12 protein-coding genes are annotated in these 17,738 nt (G+C 52.8%); 7 read left to right on the forward strand and 5 right to left on the reverse strand.

The window, feature by feature from the left end; all coding sequences use genetic code 11:
* The first annotated feature begins 3 nt into the window (after positions 1-3).
* Positions 4-312, forward strand: coding sequence for a hypothetical protein (locus KOR42_RS11680; RefSeq protein ID WP_146509857.1), 309 nt, complete (start codon positions 4-6; stop codon positions 310-312).
* Here KOR42_RS11680 and KOR42_RS11685 read toward each other — a convergent pair.
* On the reverse strand, positions 276-908 hold the full coding sequence (locus tag KOR42_RS11685; protein WP_146509858.1) for a hypothetical protein: 633 nt from the start codon (positions 906-908) through the stop codon (positions 276-278). The two genes, KOR42_RS11680 and KOR42_RS11685, sit on opposite strands and share 37 nt — an antisense overlap.
* Positions 909-1,143: 235 nt before the next feature.
* On the opposite strand from KOR42_RS11685, the gene KOR42_RS11690 reads away from it, so the two are divergent.
* The 5 genes from KOR42_RS11690 (at position 1,144) to KOR42_RS11710 (ending at position 10,239) form a co-directional block, all read left to right on the forward strand.
* Positions 1,144-3,840 (forward strand): PVC-type heme-binding CxxCH protein, encoded by a 2,697-nt coding sequence (locus KOR42_RS11690; RefSeq protein WP_146509859.1) that lies wholly within the window; start codon positions 1,144-1,146, stop codon positions 3,838-3,840.
* A 337-nt stretch (positions 3,841-4,177) separates the two neighbouring features.
* Positions 4,178-5,671 (forward strand): S41 family peptidase, encoded by a 1,494-nt coding sequence (locus KOR42_RS11695; RefSeq protein ID WP_146509860.1) that lies wholly within the window; start codon positions 4,178-4,180, stop codon positions 5,669-5,671.
* A gap of 162 nt (positions 5,672-5,833) precedes the next feature.
* Positions 5,834-6,883, forward strand: a complete 1,050-nt coding sequence (gene tsaD / locus KOR42_RS11700; protein ID WP_146509861.1) for a tRNA (adenosine(37)-N6)-threonylcarbamoyltransferase complex transferase subunit TsaD — start codon at positions 5,834-5,836, stop codon at positions 6,881-6,883.
* A gap of 882 nt (positions 6,884-7,765) precedes the next feature.
* Entirely contained in the window at positions 7,766-9,829 is a 2,064-nt protein-coding gene (locus KOR42_RS11705) for a sigma 54-interacting transcriptional regulator (RefSeq protein WP_146509862.1), read from the forward strand.
* Positions 9,826-10,239: an amidohydrolase gene (locus tag KOR42_RS11710; RefSeq protein ID WP_146509863.1), complete on the forward strand. Its 414-nt coding sequence runs from the start codon at positions 9,826-9,828 to the stop codon at positions 10,237-10,239. The genes KOR42_RS11705 and KOR42_RS11710 overlap by 4 nt, the downstream gene beginning before the upstream one ends.
* Before the next feature lie 106 nt (positions 10,240-10,345).
* Here the strand turns inward: KOR42_RS11710 and KOR42_RS11715 are convergent, their stop codons facing one another.
* The 3 genes from KOR42_RS11715 to KOR42_RS11725 all read right to left on the reverse strand — a co-directional run bounded on the left by KOR42_RS11715 (position 10,346) and on the right by KOR42_RS11725 (position 13,098).
* Complete coding sequence (locus KOR42_RS11715; RefSeq protein ID WP_146509864.1) at positions 10,346-11,269, reverse strand: UbiA family prenyltransferase; 924 nt, start codon at positions 11,267-11,269, stop codon at positions 10,346-10,348.
* Between the two features lie 218 nt (positions 11,270-11,487).
* Positions 11,488-11,739: an acyl carrier protein gene (locus tag KOR42_RS11720; RefSeq protein WP_146509865.1), complete on the reverse strand. Its 252-nt coding sequence runs from the start codon at positions 11,737-11,739 to the stop codon at positions 11,488-11,490.
* An 84-nt stretch (positions 11,740-11,823) separates the two neighbouring features.
* Complete coding sequence (locus KOR42_RS11725; protein WP_146509866.1) at positions 11,824-13,098, reverse strand: beta-ketoacyl-[acyl-carrier-protein] synthase family protein; 1,275 nt, start codon at positions 13,096-13,098, stop codon at positions 11,824-11,826.
* Between the two features lie 453 nt (positions 13,099-13,551).
* Here KOR42_RS11725 and clpB point away from each other — a divergent pair, with 453 nt between their 5' ends.
* Positions 13,552-16,182, forward strand: coding sequence for an ATP-dependent chaperone ClpB (gene clpB / locus KOR42_RS11730; protein ID WP_146509867.1), 2,631 nt, complete (start codon positions 13,552-13,554; stop codon positions 16,180-16,182).
* A 122-nt stretch (positions 16,183-16,304) separates the two neighbouring features.
* Here the strand turns inward: clpB and KOR42_RS11735 are convergent, their stop codons facing one another.
* Complete coding sequence (locus KOR42_RS11735) at positions 16,305-17,708, reverse strand: pectate lyase (RefSeq protein WP_231740861.1); 1,404 nt, start codon at positions 17,706-17,708, stop codon at positions 16,305-16,307.
* Positions 17,709-17,738: the final 30 nt, after the last annotated feature.

The raw sequence follows: 17,738 nt of genomic DNA on the forward strand, positions 1-17,738 counted from the left end.
TGGATGGACTTTCTAATCGGCCTGTTTGCTGCAAATGCAATTCCTCATTTCGTCTTCGGACGACTCGATGCCGGTGTGCTTGGATTGTTCGGACACAGCGGTCGCGGCAATGTGCTCTATTCGATCGTCTGTGTGGTGATCGCACTTACCCTCTTTCACATGCAGCACGGTCTTGCAACACTCGCCGACCACATGATTCTCGTCGGAGTGCTGACGATTGTCGCCAGCTACTGGATCGGTTGGCCGGTCATCATGCGCTATCTGAAACGCCCGCTTCAAAGCGACTCATCTTCCGAGCGTGACCAAGTATAAGAATCAGGCTGTGTCCCGAGTTCTTCAAGATACAGCTTTCCCCGTTCCATCTTCAGCACGCGATAAGCAGCGGAACTGCCGAAGTCAGAAACGAGCGTCTTGCGTCCGGATTCGGGCTTGCCGTCAATAATGGTCTGTTTCAGAACGTTATCTTCCAGCGACCAGTTCAAATCCAGAATCAACTCGCTTCCGTATCGGAGAGCTGTCAGGAAATCGAAATTGACCTTCATCCGCGCCGTTCCGTCGGACTGCATCGTAATCACTCGGCGAATTCCGTCGTCAAGAATCCAGGTTCCGACGAGGTCAGCGGTTCGAATGGGCTTCGCGTCCGCGCTCACGATCTCTGTCCCGGAAGCCTCCTCCAGTCCTGAAGAATGGTTATCACCGACGGGAATCATGACAGCGGCATCCGGATCCGTTGCAGACGGATTCTGTTTCCCCTCCTGCACCACATAGATCATCCCAGCGACGGCAAGCGTCACGACAAGAGAGGACAACCATCTCGGAAAGGCCGGTCGAGACAGACTCTTTTCCACCGGCTCATCCGAAGCTGTTGCGTTCTGTTCGTTTGAATCTGAAAGAGAATCGTTTGTCATCGTAAAAGTTGCCCTCGAGAAGTGACTGCCTCACTCGTCAGTTGCATTGCTTGACAATTTACAATCCTAACTCGACCCGCCAGAATCGGCTATCCGAATTTTCAAGAACGTGCGGAAGTTGCTCCGTAGTCCATCATTGCTGAAATGGATTCCATCAGGTCTTTTGTTGCGGTGTTGCGTGCGGATTCGCTGATTACGATCTCTGATCAATCAAAAACGAAAGTTCTCCCCACAAATGACTGCTTTCTCCCGAATTCTCCCGCTGCTGGCCATTCTTATCACTCAGCTTCCGGCACTCGCCAGTGAACCTGTTGAGTTCGAAAAGGGTGACAAAGTGGTCATCCTGGGAAATACGCTTGCGGAACGGATGCAGCATTTCGGCTACTTCGAAACCCGATTGCATCACCAGTTCCCGGAGCATCAACTGGTCGTCCGAAATCTTGGATGGTCTGCGGACTCTATCGGTGAGCGGCTCCGGTCGCAGGATTTTCATGAACACGGACACACCCTCATCGACCATCAACCCAACGTCATCCTCGCGATGGTGGGGTTCAATGAGTCCTTCGCAGGCGAGGCCGGACTCGCCCAATTCGAGAAGCAACTGGCTGAGTTTCTTCAGGATCTCAAACAGCTGAAATATCCCTCGACCACTTATTCTCGCGGTTCCTACACACCGAAGCTGCAGGACAAATCCGGTGATCCCCATCACGGAGTGAAAATCGTGCTGCTCACACCGATTGCGAATGAAGATCTTCCTGAGCGGGGAATTTTCGCAGGGAAACAGAACAACCCACGACTTCGCCTCTACTCCGCAGCAATGCAGAAAGTTGCCGCTGACGAAGGAGTGCTCTGTGTCGACATCTTCACACCGACACACCTCGCCATGAACGAATCGACCACTCCCTGGACGATGAACGGAATTCATTTGAATGAAACGGGTTATCAACGCCTGTCAGAAATTCTCGAAGAACAGTTGTTCGGAACGGCATCTCCGTGGGACTCAGAATTTGAAACCTTGAGGAAAGAAGTCGCCGAAAAGAACCAGCAGTTTTTCTACGACTATCGGGCTGTGAATGGTTATTACATCTACGGAGGCCGGAAGAATCCGTTCGGAGTGATCAATTTCCCGGCGGAGTTCGCCAAGCTGCGAGAGATGATTCGACATCGCGATGAACGAATCTGGGCAGTCGCTCAGGGAACGTCTGTCCCCGCTGCGATCGATGACTCCGAGACTGGAGAACTCTCAGAAGTTCGAACGAATTACACGAACGAGATTTCAATCTCTTCACCCGAAGAGGCTGCACTATCTTTCTATCTCTCGGCAGGATTCAAGATCGAGCTGTGGGCTTCCGAAGTTGAATTCCCGAACCTCCAAAACCCCGTGCAGTTCACGTTCGACAGCCAGGGAAGAATGTACGTCACCACAATGCCGTCATACCCGATGGTCCTTCCCGGAGAACAAGCCAACGACAAAATTCTCATCCTGTCTGATGAAGATCACGATGGAAAAGCTGACACGGAAATCGTGTTTGCGAAGGGACTCTATCTCCCGACCGGAATCGAACTCGCACATGGGGGAGCATATGTCGCACAACAGCCCAACCTCATGTTTCTGAAGGACACAGACAACGACGATGTGGCTGATGAATATCAATTGAGGCTGCACGGTTTCGATTCCGCAGACTCTCATCACGCGATCAGTGCATTTGAACTCGGGCCGGGAGGAGCCCTCTATTTTCAGGAGGGGACGTTTCAACACAGCCAGATTGAAACTCCGTACGGACCGCAGCAGGTCGCCAACTCAGCTGTCTTTCGATACGAGCCTCGCCGCGAAAAGCTGGATGTGTTTGTTTCGTACGACTTCGCCAATCCCTGGGGACACTGCTTTGATCAGTGGGGACAGAACTTCGTGGCTGATGCTTCCGGGGGAGCCAACTATGTCGGAGCTGCCTTCTCCGGGGAGGTCATTCATCCACGAAAGCATCCCGTCATGAAAGAGTTTCTCGTGAAGCAATGGCGTCCGACCTGCGGGTGTGAAATCGTTTCCAGTTGGCAATTCCCGGGCGAAATGCAGGGAGACTACCTCTTGAACAACTGCATCGGTTTTCAGGGAGTTCTCCGCTATCGCATTCAAGAGGAAGGCTCGGGATTTTTCGCTCGGCCAGCAGAACCAATATTTCGTTCTGCCGATCCCAGCTTTCGCCCTGTCGATCTTCAATTCGGACCAGACGGAGCATTGTACGTTCTCGACTGGTTCAATCCCCTCGTCGGCCATATGCAGCACAGCTTGAGAGATCCCAACCGGGACAAACAACATGGTCGGATCTGGAAGGTCACCTATCAAGACCGTCCCATGGTGGAATCGCAGAACCTCGCATCGATCACCATTCCGGAGCTTCTCGACCAACTTCAGCAACACGAAGACCGCACTCGATACCGAACGCGCCGGGAATTGGGTCAACGTGACAAACAGGACGTCCTGTCCGCGATCGACTCACTCGTCGCTCAAACTTCTGAAGAAACTCTCTCAGGACAAAAATTGCTGTTGGAGTGCCTGTGGGTCAAACAACATCACGATGCCATCGACGAAGCTCTGCTCGATCGAGTTCTCGCCGCGCCCGATGGTCGCGTTCGAGCTGCAGCAGTGCGTGTCCTGTGCTATTGGCGTGATCGGATCAATGACCCCTTATCAAAACTTCAACTGGCGATGCACGATGAACACCCGCGTGTCCGACTGGAAGTCCTGCGTGCCCTCAGCTTCTTTCATGAGGAACGAGCACTTGAAATCGCAGTGGAGTCGTTGATTTACGAACAGGACACTTATCTGGAATACACGTTGGCGGAGACGTTGGAAACTCTTCAGAACCGCTTCGATGCGAACTCTCCTCCCCTTTCCTCCGATGACCCCATTTCGAAAGAGGACTCTGAGTAATTTCGACGAAATTGGTCCTCGGGACATGTCTCAACTGCCACGACTTTCGAGCCTCCGCAGAGGCGAATCTCCCTGGTATTCCGATCTCCATCGACTCTGAGATCCCGATCAATCTGACTCGATGAAAAAGATTCAGGCCCGATGATCAGTGGAATCGTCTTGTTGGAGTCCCTTGTCGGTTCTACAATCGACGAGATCATTTTTAACAAGCTTTCACAAACTCGCGGGAGTGAACCCAGCGATTTGCTGACACAGTCCTCTTCCGAGAGGATATGGATCAGTAGTCCATCAGGGATTCGAATTCCGTGTTGATATCCGGCGTTGAGGTGAGACGAGTATGAATCATCGATTGGAATCCTTCACTTGGGCAGCCACGTCTGCCCTTCTCACGGCAGCCATCTTTCTGACGACGGTTTCCAGTCAAGGAATCGCCCACGCCCAGGCAGACGACAACGACTCCGCTACTGCCGAACCGGATGAAGACTACTACGAACTAATGCGGGTCTTCGTTGACACGTTCCAACAGATCGACCGCAACTATGTGAAGGAAGTCGATCGACGTGAACTGGTCGACGCCGCCGTTCGGGGAATGCTGTCCGAGCTTGATCCGTATTCCAACTACATTTCCCCCGACGATGTGGAACGCTTCACAGAAGCCATCACTCAAGAATTTGGTGGCGTCGGAATCCGAGTCGGATTCGATGACGAAATGCGAGCCATTGAAATAACAACGCCCATTCCGGGAAGCCCTGCTTATCGTGCCGGAATCAAATCTGGCGATCGGATTGTCGAAATCGATGGCGAAGCTGTCCGCGACTTTCCCAAGAATCGCGAAATGGACCGGGCCGTTGAATTGCTTCGCGGATTGCCGGGCGAAAGCGTTGAAGTCGCCGTTCGTCGTGCCGCATCCGGAGAAGTTGAAAAGATGACGCTCACCCGCGAACTCATTCAACTCGATACCGTGATGGGAAACACTTACAACGAGGATGGAACATGGAACTTCATGTTCGATGACGAGTTGAAAATCGGATACGCCCGGCTGACTCATTTCACGTCGCGGAGTGCCGGCGAACTGCGGGAAGCACTCAAGACTCTCCGCAAAGACGACATGAAAGCGTTCATTCTGGACCTTCGGTTCAACCCCGGCGGACAGCTGCAATCGGCGATCGATATTTCCGATCTGTTTATCGAAGAAGGTCGAATCGTCAGCACCGAAGGACGCAACAGCCGTCCCCGCTCCTGGTCCGCAAAGCGATTCGGCACCTTTACAGGATTCCCGATGGCGATCTTGATCAATCGTTACAGTGCCTCCGCCAGCGAAATCGTCAGTGCCTGCCTTCAAGATCATGATCGAGCTGTCGTGATCGGCGAACGCAGCTGGGGAAAAGGGAGCGTGCAAAACGTCATTGAGCTTGAGGAAGGCAACAGCCAACTCAAATTGACCACTGCGAGCTATCATCGTCCCAGTGGAAAGAACATCCACCGGTTCCCCAACGCAAAAGAAAGCGACGAATGGGGTGTGATGCCGAACGACGGATATCTCGTCAAATTCACCATGGAAGAGATGACCAAGTATCAGGAAGATCGCCGTGACCGCGATATCGTCGATCCCCAGGATCCCGTCGAAAGCACCTTCGAAGACACTCAACTGGAAAAAGCCATCGAGTACCTGAAAGCAGAACTCGGAGTGGATTCAGAGGAAACGGAAGACAGCGTCGAAGAAAAGGCAGCGAGCGGCTCTGAAGAAGAGTCCGAAGAAGCTGACGCAGACGAAGCGGAAGTCTCTCTTCGAGAACTGTTCTACCAGTTTCCAAAACAGCTCGTTGGTTAAATCGTCTTCGTGCGTTTGTTCCATCGAACGGACGTGATTGATGCGATCGAAGATGAATTCGCTGAGAGAAGCTGACCTTCAGACAGCTTCTCGCCAGTTCATCTAAACAGACGCTGCGACCACTTTTACGCTCACGCTTTGAGATCGCTTCAAGAATTTGACATGGCCAATCCTGCCTCAGACGCCAAGGTTTTGCTCGCACTCGAATCGTCATGCGACGAAACCGCAGCGGCCGTCATCGATGATCAACTCCATGTTCTCAGCAGCGTGGTCGCGACTCAGGATGAATTGCATCAACGCTTCGGCGGTGTTGTTCCTGAAATCGCTTCGCGTGCCCATCTTGAGAACCTGCTTCCGGTCATCGATGAAGCTCTGTCACGATCCGGAAAGAGCCTCGAAGACCTTTCTGCAATTGCCGTCATGACCGAGCCTGGGCTCGTCGGCTCATTGCTGGTCGGGCTCACTGCAGCAAAGACTCTCGCACTCGTCACCGATCGACCACTTGTGACCGTGAATCACATTCACGCTCATTTGTTCGCCTGCCAGATGGATGCAGATAATGACATCTTTCCCGCCCTGGGACTGGTCGTCAGCGGCGGACACACCAATCTCTACGATTGCCGCTCCGCAACAGAGTACGAACTGATCGGGTCCACGATCGACGATGCAGCTGGAGAAGCATTCGACAAAGCTGCCGCAATTCTTGGTCTCCCGTACCCAGGTGGTCCGTTCATTTCACGCATCGCGGAAAAGGGAGATCCCAAGGCCTTTCGATTTCCCAGAACGTTCATCAAAGACGAACGCCTGGCTTTCAGCTTCAGCGGAATCAAAACCGCAATTCGCTATACCGCGCTCGGTCAACCCGGTTCAAGAGAACCTGTTCCTGATCTTGATGAACAGCGAATCGCCGATCTGGCCGCCAGCTTTCAGGAAGCGGTGGTGGATGTCCTCGTTGCCAAGTGTCGACAAGCTGCCGAACGCTATGGTCGCACCACGTTGTGCATCGGCGGAGGAGTGGCAGCGAATCTTCGATTTCGTGAGCGTCTCGCGGAAATGGCTTCTCAAACCGGATTCCGCATCATCATCGCCCCTCAGTCGTTGTGCACGGATAACGCCGCCATGGCTGCGATCGCGTGGAAGCTATTGGAAGAAGGAAGAGTCGCCGCTCTCGACGCCGATGTCGTTCCCGGCCTTGTTCGCCTGAAGCAGTAGTCACCCTTCGAGAATGCTTCGCACTGTCGGCTGAACGCGTTTCTGAAACGCTTGCTGCCGCATAGCTTCGAGTGAATCACGCGATCCAAAGAAGAAGACCGGGCGAGACAAGATAGTCTCTCGCCGGGCTCAAGAAATCAAAAAAGCCCACTGACATGATTGTCAGTGGGCCGTCCGTGTCGCGGGGTCTATGAAGCATGCTAGCGAATATCAAAATGGTCCCGATCCGGTGACACGGCATAAACGGGAATAATGGAAACGGAAGGTAGCAAAGACGGCGCCATACGTCAATTATTTCCGCGAATCATCAAAAGCCTTGCGTTTCAGCATCAATCCAACATGGTCGATGCGAATCCACAAAGTCAGTTGGATCGATCTGATCTTGCGAAATGAAACGGTGGCTGATTCGCTCTGCGACACCATTGGATTCGCTAACCCGAAAAGTGCGGGATTCTCTCGTGTTTCGGGAGAAAGGATGGGCTTCGCAGCTGTTTCCGAGACATGGCATGCCGTCTGCTCTGTGATGTCTCTTGAGTAGCATCAGCGCGTCAGCAGAACTTGGCCCGCTACTGCATAGACGTGCGGCGACAGGCGTCCTTGGATCGTTTTCAAGGACGCTTTCGTTTTTTAGAGCAAGTTGCTCTTTCCTGTGCACTCGCTTGAACTCTTTCATCAGGTTAAAGACTGAGTTTGCTCGTGCGAGTGAGTGCGAACCAAAACAGAAAATGCTCAAGTGGGAGACGCTGCAGAAGAATACTGGTTGCAGCAAAACGCAACAACTATTCCGCACCACGTTACGATCCAGTTCCTCATCGTGTACAATTCATTCAATGGGATCTTCAGAATGATGAGAACTACTGATTCGCTGTAAGTGAGATCTGAATGGATGACGTTGAAGTCACGCGCGTTGATCACCTCCCTGCACAACCCGGCTATCTCGCTGTCTATCGAGGAGACGCACTTCTCGAAGCCGTCGAGCTTCCGTTAAGCGGAAGGCTGACGATTGGCCGGGCGCAATCAAATCGCATCGTCATTCCCGATTCCAAATGCAGTCGCGAACACTGTGAACTCTACCTGCGCGGCGGAACTTGGTTCCTCCGTGATCTTGAAAGCCGCAACGGTGTGACAGTTGATGGGGAACGGGTCGTGTCCGATTCCCCCATCACTTATGGGCAATCCATCCAGATCGGTGGATGCGACCTACGATTCAGCCGGAAGCACCCGGACGAAGAAGAAGCGAAACCCACGAAGTCTCCCTCAGATACCGATTCTTCGTACGAAATTATCGAGCGCACTTCCGGGTCTCAATTGGATCGACCGTTCGTCGAGCGCATCAATACTCGTGGCGACGGAACGACAGCGATGTTCCGGATTGCAAGAGAAATTGCATCCGCATCGAGTGTTGCTCAACTCTGCCAGGTCGTCGTGGATGGGCTCATGCGATTCACGAAGTCAGGAATCGGCGGAGTTCTCCTCCCTGAAGAGGGAACGGAAACATCAGAAGCTTCAAGCTTCGTTCCGAAGTTTGTTACAGGCAACTCGCCCAAACCAACCTTCTCAAGCTACTTGAGCCAAATTGTTCTGAGCGACGGAGACGCCGTCCTCGCCCACAACATCTCCACACACTCCGTGCTCGGTGTGCAAGAGAGCCTCCAGCAACTCCATGCGGAAAGCGCGATCTGTGCTCCGATTCGCCACGATGGCCACTTGCTCGGACTTCTCCACCTCTATTGCGTGACCACGGAACACGCGCTGACTCAGATCGATCTTGAGTTTGTCCTCGCCGTCGCTGATCAGATGGGAGACCAACTCTATTCGCTGCTCGAAAAGCAGGAGTTAGCGACCGGAATCGAAAAAGCCCGTCAGCAAGTCCACGAACTGCATCACCAGCTTCGTGCAGAGACGGAACTGGTCGGACATGGTCCGAAGCTCGAAGAACTCAGGCGCTCAATCAGTCGTGTTGCGCCGACAGATGCCCTGGTGCTCATTCGCGGAGAAAGCGGAGTCGGAAAAGAACTGGTGGCCCGCGCCGTACACTTCAACAGTCGACGAAGAGAAGAACCCTTCGTCTGTGTGAACTGTGCCGCTCTGACGGAAAGCCTCCTCGAGAGCGAACTGTTCGGGCACGAAAAAGGCGCCTTCACAGGGGCCTCGACTCGTCGTGCAGGGAAGTTCGAACAAGCTGACAAGGGGACGCTCTTTCTCGACGAGATCGGAGAGATGAGCCCGGAAATTCAGGCGAAGTTTCTCCGCATTCTCGAAGGGCAAGCCTTCGAGCGCGTCGGAGGTGGCGAGTCGATCCATGTCGATGTCCGCGTTGTGACTGCAACGAACAGGGATCTCGAAGAAGCGGTCCGAGAAGGGACGTTTCGAACAGACCTCTTCTTCCGCCTTCAAGTGATCGAGATTCATGTCCCGGCATTGCGTGAGCACATCGAGGATTTGCCAGCCATTGCCCAACACTTTGTCGACAAGTTTTCCGCGGAATCCAACTACAAGGGACGCCGATTCGGGTCGGCTGCGATTCGCAAGTTGCAAAGCCACTCGTGGCCCGGCAACGTTCGAGAGCTGCGCAATGTCGTCGAGCGCGCGGTGATTCTGTCCGAAAATGAAGTCCTCGAACCGGATGATGTTGTTCTGACAAATCTCCGTCTGAGCGAAAGCCAAACGTCCGCAGAGTCAAACGCCGCAACGAATGAGCCAGTCAACGAAGCACTGGAAACCAGCGTCGATCCGCTCGTCGATCTCTTCGGAAGTTTCGTTCAACAGGAAGCCAGCCTCGACGAAATCGATCGCTATTACATTCAGGCCGTCTTGAATGCGACTGACTGGAATAAGTCGAAAGCTTCGCGAATTTTGCAGATCGAGCGAACGACTCTCGACCGGCGTTTGAAGAAATATGAGATCTCGCGACCAGATGGAAATGACGACGAGGATGACGAATGACAGAGTCTTCTGATAGTTCCAAACAGTTGGCACAACTCGTGGACCGATGTCAGCAGGCGATGGCTCACGCCTGGGTTGTCCGCGCGTTTCTGAGGCACTGCGACGAAGCGGAAGATTTCCCGGAATTGACACTCATCAGTCGCTCCATTTTTGATGTTTCACGAGCCCTTGAGACAAGAGTCACTGATCCGATGGGCTACTTCAAAATGCTCACGAAGAAGATCGGAAAGTTTCGCGCAGCTGTCGAAGAGTTCGCCAAACAGGTTCCTGAGATTTCGTCGCACACCAACTTTGCTCAGTCAGTGATTTCACTCCGGGGCTCGGTGATGATCCTCGACGAATCTTTAAAACAAGCACGGGAAGTGGCCATTCAGGCGGAAGCATCGAAGACAGGACCCGCCACCGGATGACATCCCGGTTCATCTCGACTTCGCAACTGCCGCGCTGTCTTGTCCTTAGACAGTGTTCGTCTTAAGCAGTAGCGCCCAGTGCAGGGATTCGCCCAAGCCAAGTGTTTCAGGTCATTGGAATCCATCGCCTGACGACAACTGCCGGGACGAGTAGAGCCAGAATCGTCAGCGAGTAGGGAAGGGCAGCGGAGCCCAAGAATCCGAAGATGACCATGGCATCGATCACAATCAGTGAAAGCAGCAGAACTCCCACCGCGGGCTGAATTGTCGCAGGTGAGGGGAACGAAATCGCCCTCAGCACCCGTCGATTGATCGTAAGAAAGATCACTCCCCAGACAAACAGAATCGAAACCTGATCGGTATCTCCAGGGACGGGAAGATCGATTCCAAAAAAACTCGAGAAACGACCGATCCAGAACGCAATCGCAAACAGCCCCAAGTCAATCACCGCCAGCGACAGAGCGAGCGGTCCGCGAGAATTCTCGACAGCTTCCCGCTTGGCGAACAGCGTCACTCCGACGATATAAACACCAATCGCTCCGGCATACCAGAGCAGAGGTTGTTGAAACACCCCTTGAACCGAGTCAGCCGCCGCGCTCCCCGCCATCAGCAGATTGATTGTTCGGCACAGCCCCATGAAGATCGGACCCAACTGTGTCCGCTTCATGTATCGATCATATAGAAGGACGGACAGGCAGAGCGCAATCGCTAGCAAGAATGTTGGAAGACCGACAATCGCAGCACAGACGAGCCCTGAGCCCATCAGGATGGAACCGAAGGTCGTCGCTGCTTTGGCAGAAACCGCACCGGACGGAATCGGTCGAGAGGGCCGTTCTTCACGATCCTGTTCAACATCGAAGACGTCATTGAACACCATCCCGGCGAGATAGATTCCCACCGTGCTCACTAGAACGAGAATGAAATCGGAAAGAGGAGCCAGTCCACCATGCGCGATCAGGAATCCAGCCAGCGTATTTGAGATGGCTGTAAATACCGTGGGAAAGCGACACAGTCGAAGATAGACGTTCATCTCTGTTTCCGCTTCGAAGCTCAATCAGATCGGGAATTCCGACCCGGCAGGACGAGTCAATCAGCAACGCTTGATGTAAGGTCGCCTGCGCATCGAAAGAGCGAGCCCGTGACGACGATGAAAAAACGGGCGTCCCGAAAAGAGGTCGCCCGTTTGGATCAATTCCATCAGCAATCAAGACGTCGGTCAAAGTGATCAGAAGACCTTGATCGGCAACCTTAAGCGTCTTTCAGCAACGGTGTCAAATAGGTGACGGTGCTGTCCATCGTCGCCAGATGTTCGTAATCCGATTCAGGAATCTGAACTCGATACAGCTTTCGAAGCTCCATCACGATGTCCAGAAAATCCATGCTGTCGAGTTCCATCTGCTCGCGGAACGCGACGGAATCATCCAGGTTGGACAAGTCTTCGTCTGGGGCAATCCGTTCCAAAATTTCAATGATCACCTGTCGGATTTCCGGTGGGGTCATTCCGTTCTGTCTCCTCAATCACTTCTATGTTGGCGAATGTGCCGAGCCGGAAACGAACATTCGAAGTCGTCTCAACGGTCGACACTATTCGAAGACGCCCCCATGCTCAGCCGGGAATTTTTTTACGATCAACACTGAGTTAATCCCGAGCATCCCAAATGAATTATTCAGGATATGCTCGACTTTCTCCATGTGTCGGGGACGGTTCGCCACAATCTGATGCAGATCGCACCTTGGGTCCTGCTCGTCGAGGTTGATTGTAGCGTGGGCAATTCGGTCCTGAAAGGCAGGCAAATTCCCGAGTAATTCCAATGCTCCCGCAGCCCCCATCGCATGGCCGATGAAGCTCTTCGTGTTATTGATCGCCAGAGTGGTTCGGTCTCCGAAAGCAGCTTTCAATGCCCGCGACTCTTCGATGTCTCCCTGCTCAGTTGCTGTCGCGTGGCTGGAAACAATATCGATGTCGTCAGCGGAAAGTTGAGCTTTATCGAGGGCGAGAGCAATACACTCCGACTGGCGACTTGCTGATGGAAGGACGAAGTCCGTCGCATCGGAATTCATGGCATACCCGACAATCTCTCCGTAGATCTTGGCCCCACGCTTGATGGCATCGGGAAGACGTTCGAGCGTACAGATTCCGCCTCCTTCAGCGACGATGATTCCGTTCCGATTGACGTCAAATGGCCGACACGCTTTGGCCGGATCTTCATGCCAGGCGAGGGCTCCCTGACTCGCGAAACTCGCGAAGATCCCAAAGGTATGAATACTCTCAGACACACCCCCGGCAATCGCTAGGTCGACTTCTTTCAGCCGTAACATCTGAACAGCATGGATGAATCCGGCATTCCCGGCAGCACACGCAGCCCCAACAGTCAGATGAGGCCCCGTAATTTTGAGATTGAGTGTGACCTCACCTGCGGGATTATTGGCCACGGTCCGCGGATTGTGATGATGCGACCAGACTTTTGTGTCGTAGTCGAACTGCGAGATTTCGAAGATCTCGTTCTCAGTCTCAACATTTCCGTGTTCTGTGATGCCCAGATAGACACCGACCCGATCGCGACGAGTATTTTCCCAGTCGATTCCGGAATCGCGAATGGCTTCGTTGGCACAGTAAATCGAAACCGATCCGGCACGCGTGCCGCGTCGACGTTCTTTCTTCTTCTGATACCGAAACTCGTCGAAGTGGCAAATTCCCGCGAGCACTGGTTGTTTGATATACCGAGTCTCAAACGGCTGAACACCTGACTTCCCAGCGAGAAGTGCGGACCGGTATTCTTCCAGCGAGTCGCCGTTCGGCGCAGCTAGGCCGACCCCGGTCAACACAATTCGATTTTCGTCCTGCAGTTCGTCCAGCATACTACCAGCATACTCATTGGGGATGCGGCTTTCATCGGATGATGGACACTCGCCGCGTCATGATTTTTGAGACTCCCCCGAAAGGGAGATTATTGGGAGAATGGTCCGAGATTTCGATCCCAATCAACAGTCTGGTGAGAGTAACGCTTGTCCCGAATCGAAACAAGCACCGTCAAGAACAGTCGATCGCAAGCAGTCGCTCCGTTCGCCTTTCCAATGAGTTTCCTCAAGGATTTTTCTTTCTGGTGAGGAACGAACCGTTCACGCGAACAAACACAACCTGCCACTTTGGCTTCTTTCTTTCCCGGTCACGACAGGACTAAAAGTGCCATTTTGGCACCACTCTCCTTATAAAACTCGTAAAACTCTGCAAAATAGAGCGTTATGCACTGAGAACCCCGCTTGGCACAGTCGTTGCATAGCAAATGACTGATTCGAAAGGAGGATCAACACATGGCAATTCAATTTGACAAATTCACAACCAAAGCACAGAAGGCGGTTCAGGACGCTCATTCAATCGCTGAAGAGCGAAACAATCGACAACTGCTGCCGCTCCATCTGCTTACGGCGCTCGTTCAAGACCCGGAAGGAATTCCAAGGGCGATTCTGAAGAAAATCGGAATCGAAGCGACTCGACTCATCACGATGATCGACGGGGAATTGGACCGATTACCTGCTTCCTCGGGATCGAACCTTGAGATCAGTCCGTCGCGCGAATCGATTCAGGTTTTCGAAGAAGCTCAGAAGACAGCCTCTTCGATGCAGGATCAGTTCGTTTCGACCGAACACCTCTTCCTCGCACTGACGAAAGTCGAGGATGCGGCCAAAAGGCTTCTGCATCTCAATGGAATCGAAACTGACGACTTAATGCAGGCCATGAAAGCTGTTCGGGGAGGGCATCAGGTCACCGATCAACACCCTGAAGACAAATATCAGGCTCTCGAAAAGTACGGGAAGGATCTGGTCGAACTGGCCCGTGAAGGCAAAGTCGATCCAGTAATCGGCCGCGATGGAGAAATTCGTCGTGTCGTGCAGGTTCTGTCACGTCGCCGAAAAAACAATCCGGTTCTCATCGGAGATCCGGGTGTCGGGAAAACGGCGATCGTGGAAGGTCTTGCTCACCGAATCGTCTTGGGCGACGTCCCTCAAGTCCTGAAAGACAAGAAGGTCGTCGCGCTCGACATGGGAGCTCTTATCGCTGGAGCCAAGTATCGAGGCGAGTTTGAAGACCGCTTGAAAGCCGTCCTCAAAGAAGTCGAAGAAGCGAACGGACAGATCATTCTCTTCATCGATGAACTTCACACGCTTGTCGGAGCAGGCAAAACTGACGGAGCAATGGATGCTTCCAATCTCTTGAAACCTGCCCTCGCGCGTGGAGACGTTCACTGTATCGGTGCCACCACAATCGATGAGTACCGAAAGTACATCGAGAAGGATGCTGCACTCGAACGTCGGTTTCAACCGGTGATGGTCAACGAACCATCCGTGGAAGACACGATTGCGATCCTGCGAGGTTTGAAAGAGCGGTACGAAAAGCACCACGGAATCAAGATCCGCGATGCAGCACTCGACGCAGCGGCGACGCTTTCTGACCGTTACATCAACGATCGATTCTTGCCTGATAAAGCAATCGATCTGATCGACGAAGCTGCCTCTCGCGTCTCGATGGAGTTGCATTCTGTTCCGACAGAAATTGACGAAGTTCAGCGACGATTGACTCGTCTGGAAATCGCCAACCGCCAACTCTCAGAAGAGAACGAAGAGCATGCGGAGAAAGAACGCCGTGAGATTCAGGCGGAAATGGAACAGCTCAATCAGAAACTCGCGAGCCTGAAAGAGCAGTGGGAATCAGAAAAACTCGGCCTCGGTGATATCACCGAAGTTCGAGAAGAACTCGAGAAAGCTGATCTCGAATACGGACAGCTTGAAGCACTGATTCGAGAACAGCAATCTTCGGGACAAATGGTCGATGAAAAGGACTACCAACGGTTGTTCGAACTCGATCAACGACGTTCCCAATTGCGTAAGCAGGTTGACGAGCAATCGGTTGAGCCTGAAGAACCAGTCAGCGAAACGAAGAGTCGACTTCTCCGAACCGAAGTGGGACCGGAGGAAATCGCTCAAGTCGTCTCTGCCTGGACCGGAGTTCCTGTGAGTCGGATGCTCAAGACGGAACGCGAAAAACTGCTGCACATGGAAGATCTCATCCATCAACGGATGATCAACCAGTCGGAAGCAGTCTCCGCTGTTTCGAACGCCGTGCGTCGGTCTCGTTCAGGAATGCAGGACAAGAACCGCCCAATTGGATCGTTCATCTTTCTGGGACCGACTGGTGTCGGGAAGACGGAACTCTGTAAGGCGTTGGCTCAGTTCCTGTTCGACGACGAGCGAAACATGGTTCGAATCGACATGAGTGAGTTCATGGAACAACACTCCGTCGCTCGACTCATCGGAGCTCCTCCCGGTTACGTCGGCTACGAGGAAGGTGGTCGGCTGACGGAAGCTGTTCGTCGGCAACCGTACTCGGTCATTCTCCTGGATGAAATCGAGAAGGCTCATCGAGATGTTTTCAACGTTCTGTTGCAGCTGCTCGACGATGGCCGCCTGACGGATGGTCAAGGTCGAACTGTGGACTTCACGAATACCATCGTCGTGATGACCTCAAACATTGGGTCACAGGCAATTCTGGAACTTGCAGACGAAGGTGATGAAGCGAAGATTCGTCAGACCTGTCTCGACGCTTTGAAACAACACTTCCGACCGGAATTCCTGAACCGCGTGGACGATGTGATTGTCTTTCATCCTCTGCAACGGACGGAGATTCGAAAGATTGTCGAACTGCAAATCGACCGTCTGGCCAAACAGATGGCTGAGCATGGATTCGCACTCGAAGTGTCGGATGATGCGAAAACCCTTCTGGCGAATGAAGGATATGATCCGACCTACGGAGCACGTCCATTGAAACGTGTGATTCAAAACCGGCTGCAGAACTCGCTCGCGAACGCCATCCTGACGGGTGAGTTTCCGGAGGGATCAACGATTCATGTTGATACGCAAAACGGGGAGTTCACCTTTTCAAGTTGATGCACCCGGTTTACAAGTTCTGCAATAAAACGCGGGAGGCTCGATCTCATCGATTGAGCCTCCCGTTTTCATTTATTAACTCAGACTCTCTATTTCAGTGAATGGAGTTCCCGTTTCATTCACTAATCCTGCTGAACAGCTGCGAGATAGTCGACCAACGTATTAAAGTTCTTTAAGAAAGTGGTCGTAGCAATCACTCTCGTCGCCGGTTCGAAAACAAACGACTTAGACGAAGCTCCATTCTTGTTATCTACGGGCACTCCTCGAGACCTAAACTTTACCGAATCTTTATTCTTCATTGCTCCATCCTGCACCCAGGCACCTCGCTTATCGAGAGAATTCACAATCCGCGCAGCTTCGTTCACGAGCTCTTCAGTCATCCGGACGGGTTTCGGGCGTGTGACCAGATTTCGAGGTTGAGGCTGTTGCATAGAAAGTCTCTCTGCTCGCGATTCGATTCGGTCGAGCTTGGAACTCACTTTGAAACTATAGTGAGTCGGTAAATCATCATCTGTATAGACAAGCTCATAAGCTCGAGTGAAATAGAGTGGTTTATCTGTCCCGATTTCATAAAAGCGCGCCAGCTTACCGTCAGAAATTTCCAGTGAACGATAATATTCAACCGCTCGCTGAACGGGTTTAAGAAACTTCTCTTCGCCTGTCTGTTCGTACAAAGTGAGCAAGGTATCAAGAACGCCCTGAGACTCACCTCCGGTCAAAGCGGGTGGTTCGAACTTCCTGGCCCAGACCGGTTCCATTTCGTGATTGTACTGCTGGGCCCATCCCGGTTGCGGTTCGGGGAGTTGAGCGAGTAACAGAAAGTCACCCCCATCGATTGCCGACTGTCGCCATTGATCATCTTCATAAATCGCATGTGCGAGAAGCATCATCTGGATTACGTCGCAAATGGTGTTGTCGTTGAGCGTGTAGAAATATCGATATGTGGCAGGCTTGAATTCACGCTCCCATGACTTCGGAAACCTCGCTTTTACAACTGGAAACTCCGACGGATCGGGAAACTCGTCGTACTGCTGCGGCCAGGCTCCGTTGGGGTACTGCGCTTTCCTGAAGGAATTCAAAGCATATTGAGCCGCCTCGTGGATTCTCCCGTTCGAAAACCCCAATTCGTTATCGACCAGCATCAGAAACGTCAGGCAAACCTGGGACTTGCCGTCGTCGAGTGTCGTTCGATTGAAACGTCTCTCGGGATTGCTTCGATGATCGACCCGGTAGGCGTAGTTTGGTCGCAGAAGCGGATCGAACTCCATGTTGTTCGCCCAACCACCGGTCTCGAGTTGAGTGCGTACGATGGCATCCGCGACCTCCAGCATCGCATCGCGCAGAATCGGATCGCGAGTCTTCTGGTATCCTCGTAAATAGACCATTCCGACAGCTGGAGTCCCGGGAGCTTCCACCCAAGCTTCACGCGGGCCGACGGCGTTTTCGCCTTCTCGCTGACTCAAATCTTCGCTGACCTGATAAACGTAGCCACCGCTCACGCCAACTTTTTCGCGAAAGAATTTCACTGCTCGGTGGAGAGAGTGTTCCACACGTTG

Source organism: Thalassoglobus neptunius (genome assembly GCF_007859735.1).
Classification (GTDB): Bacteria; Planctomycetota; Planctomycetia; order Planctomycetales; family Planctomycetaceae; genus Thalassoglobus; species Thalassoglobus neptunius.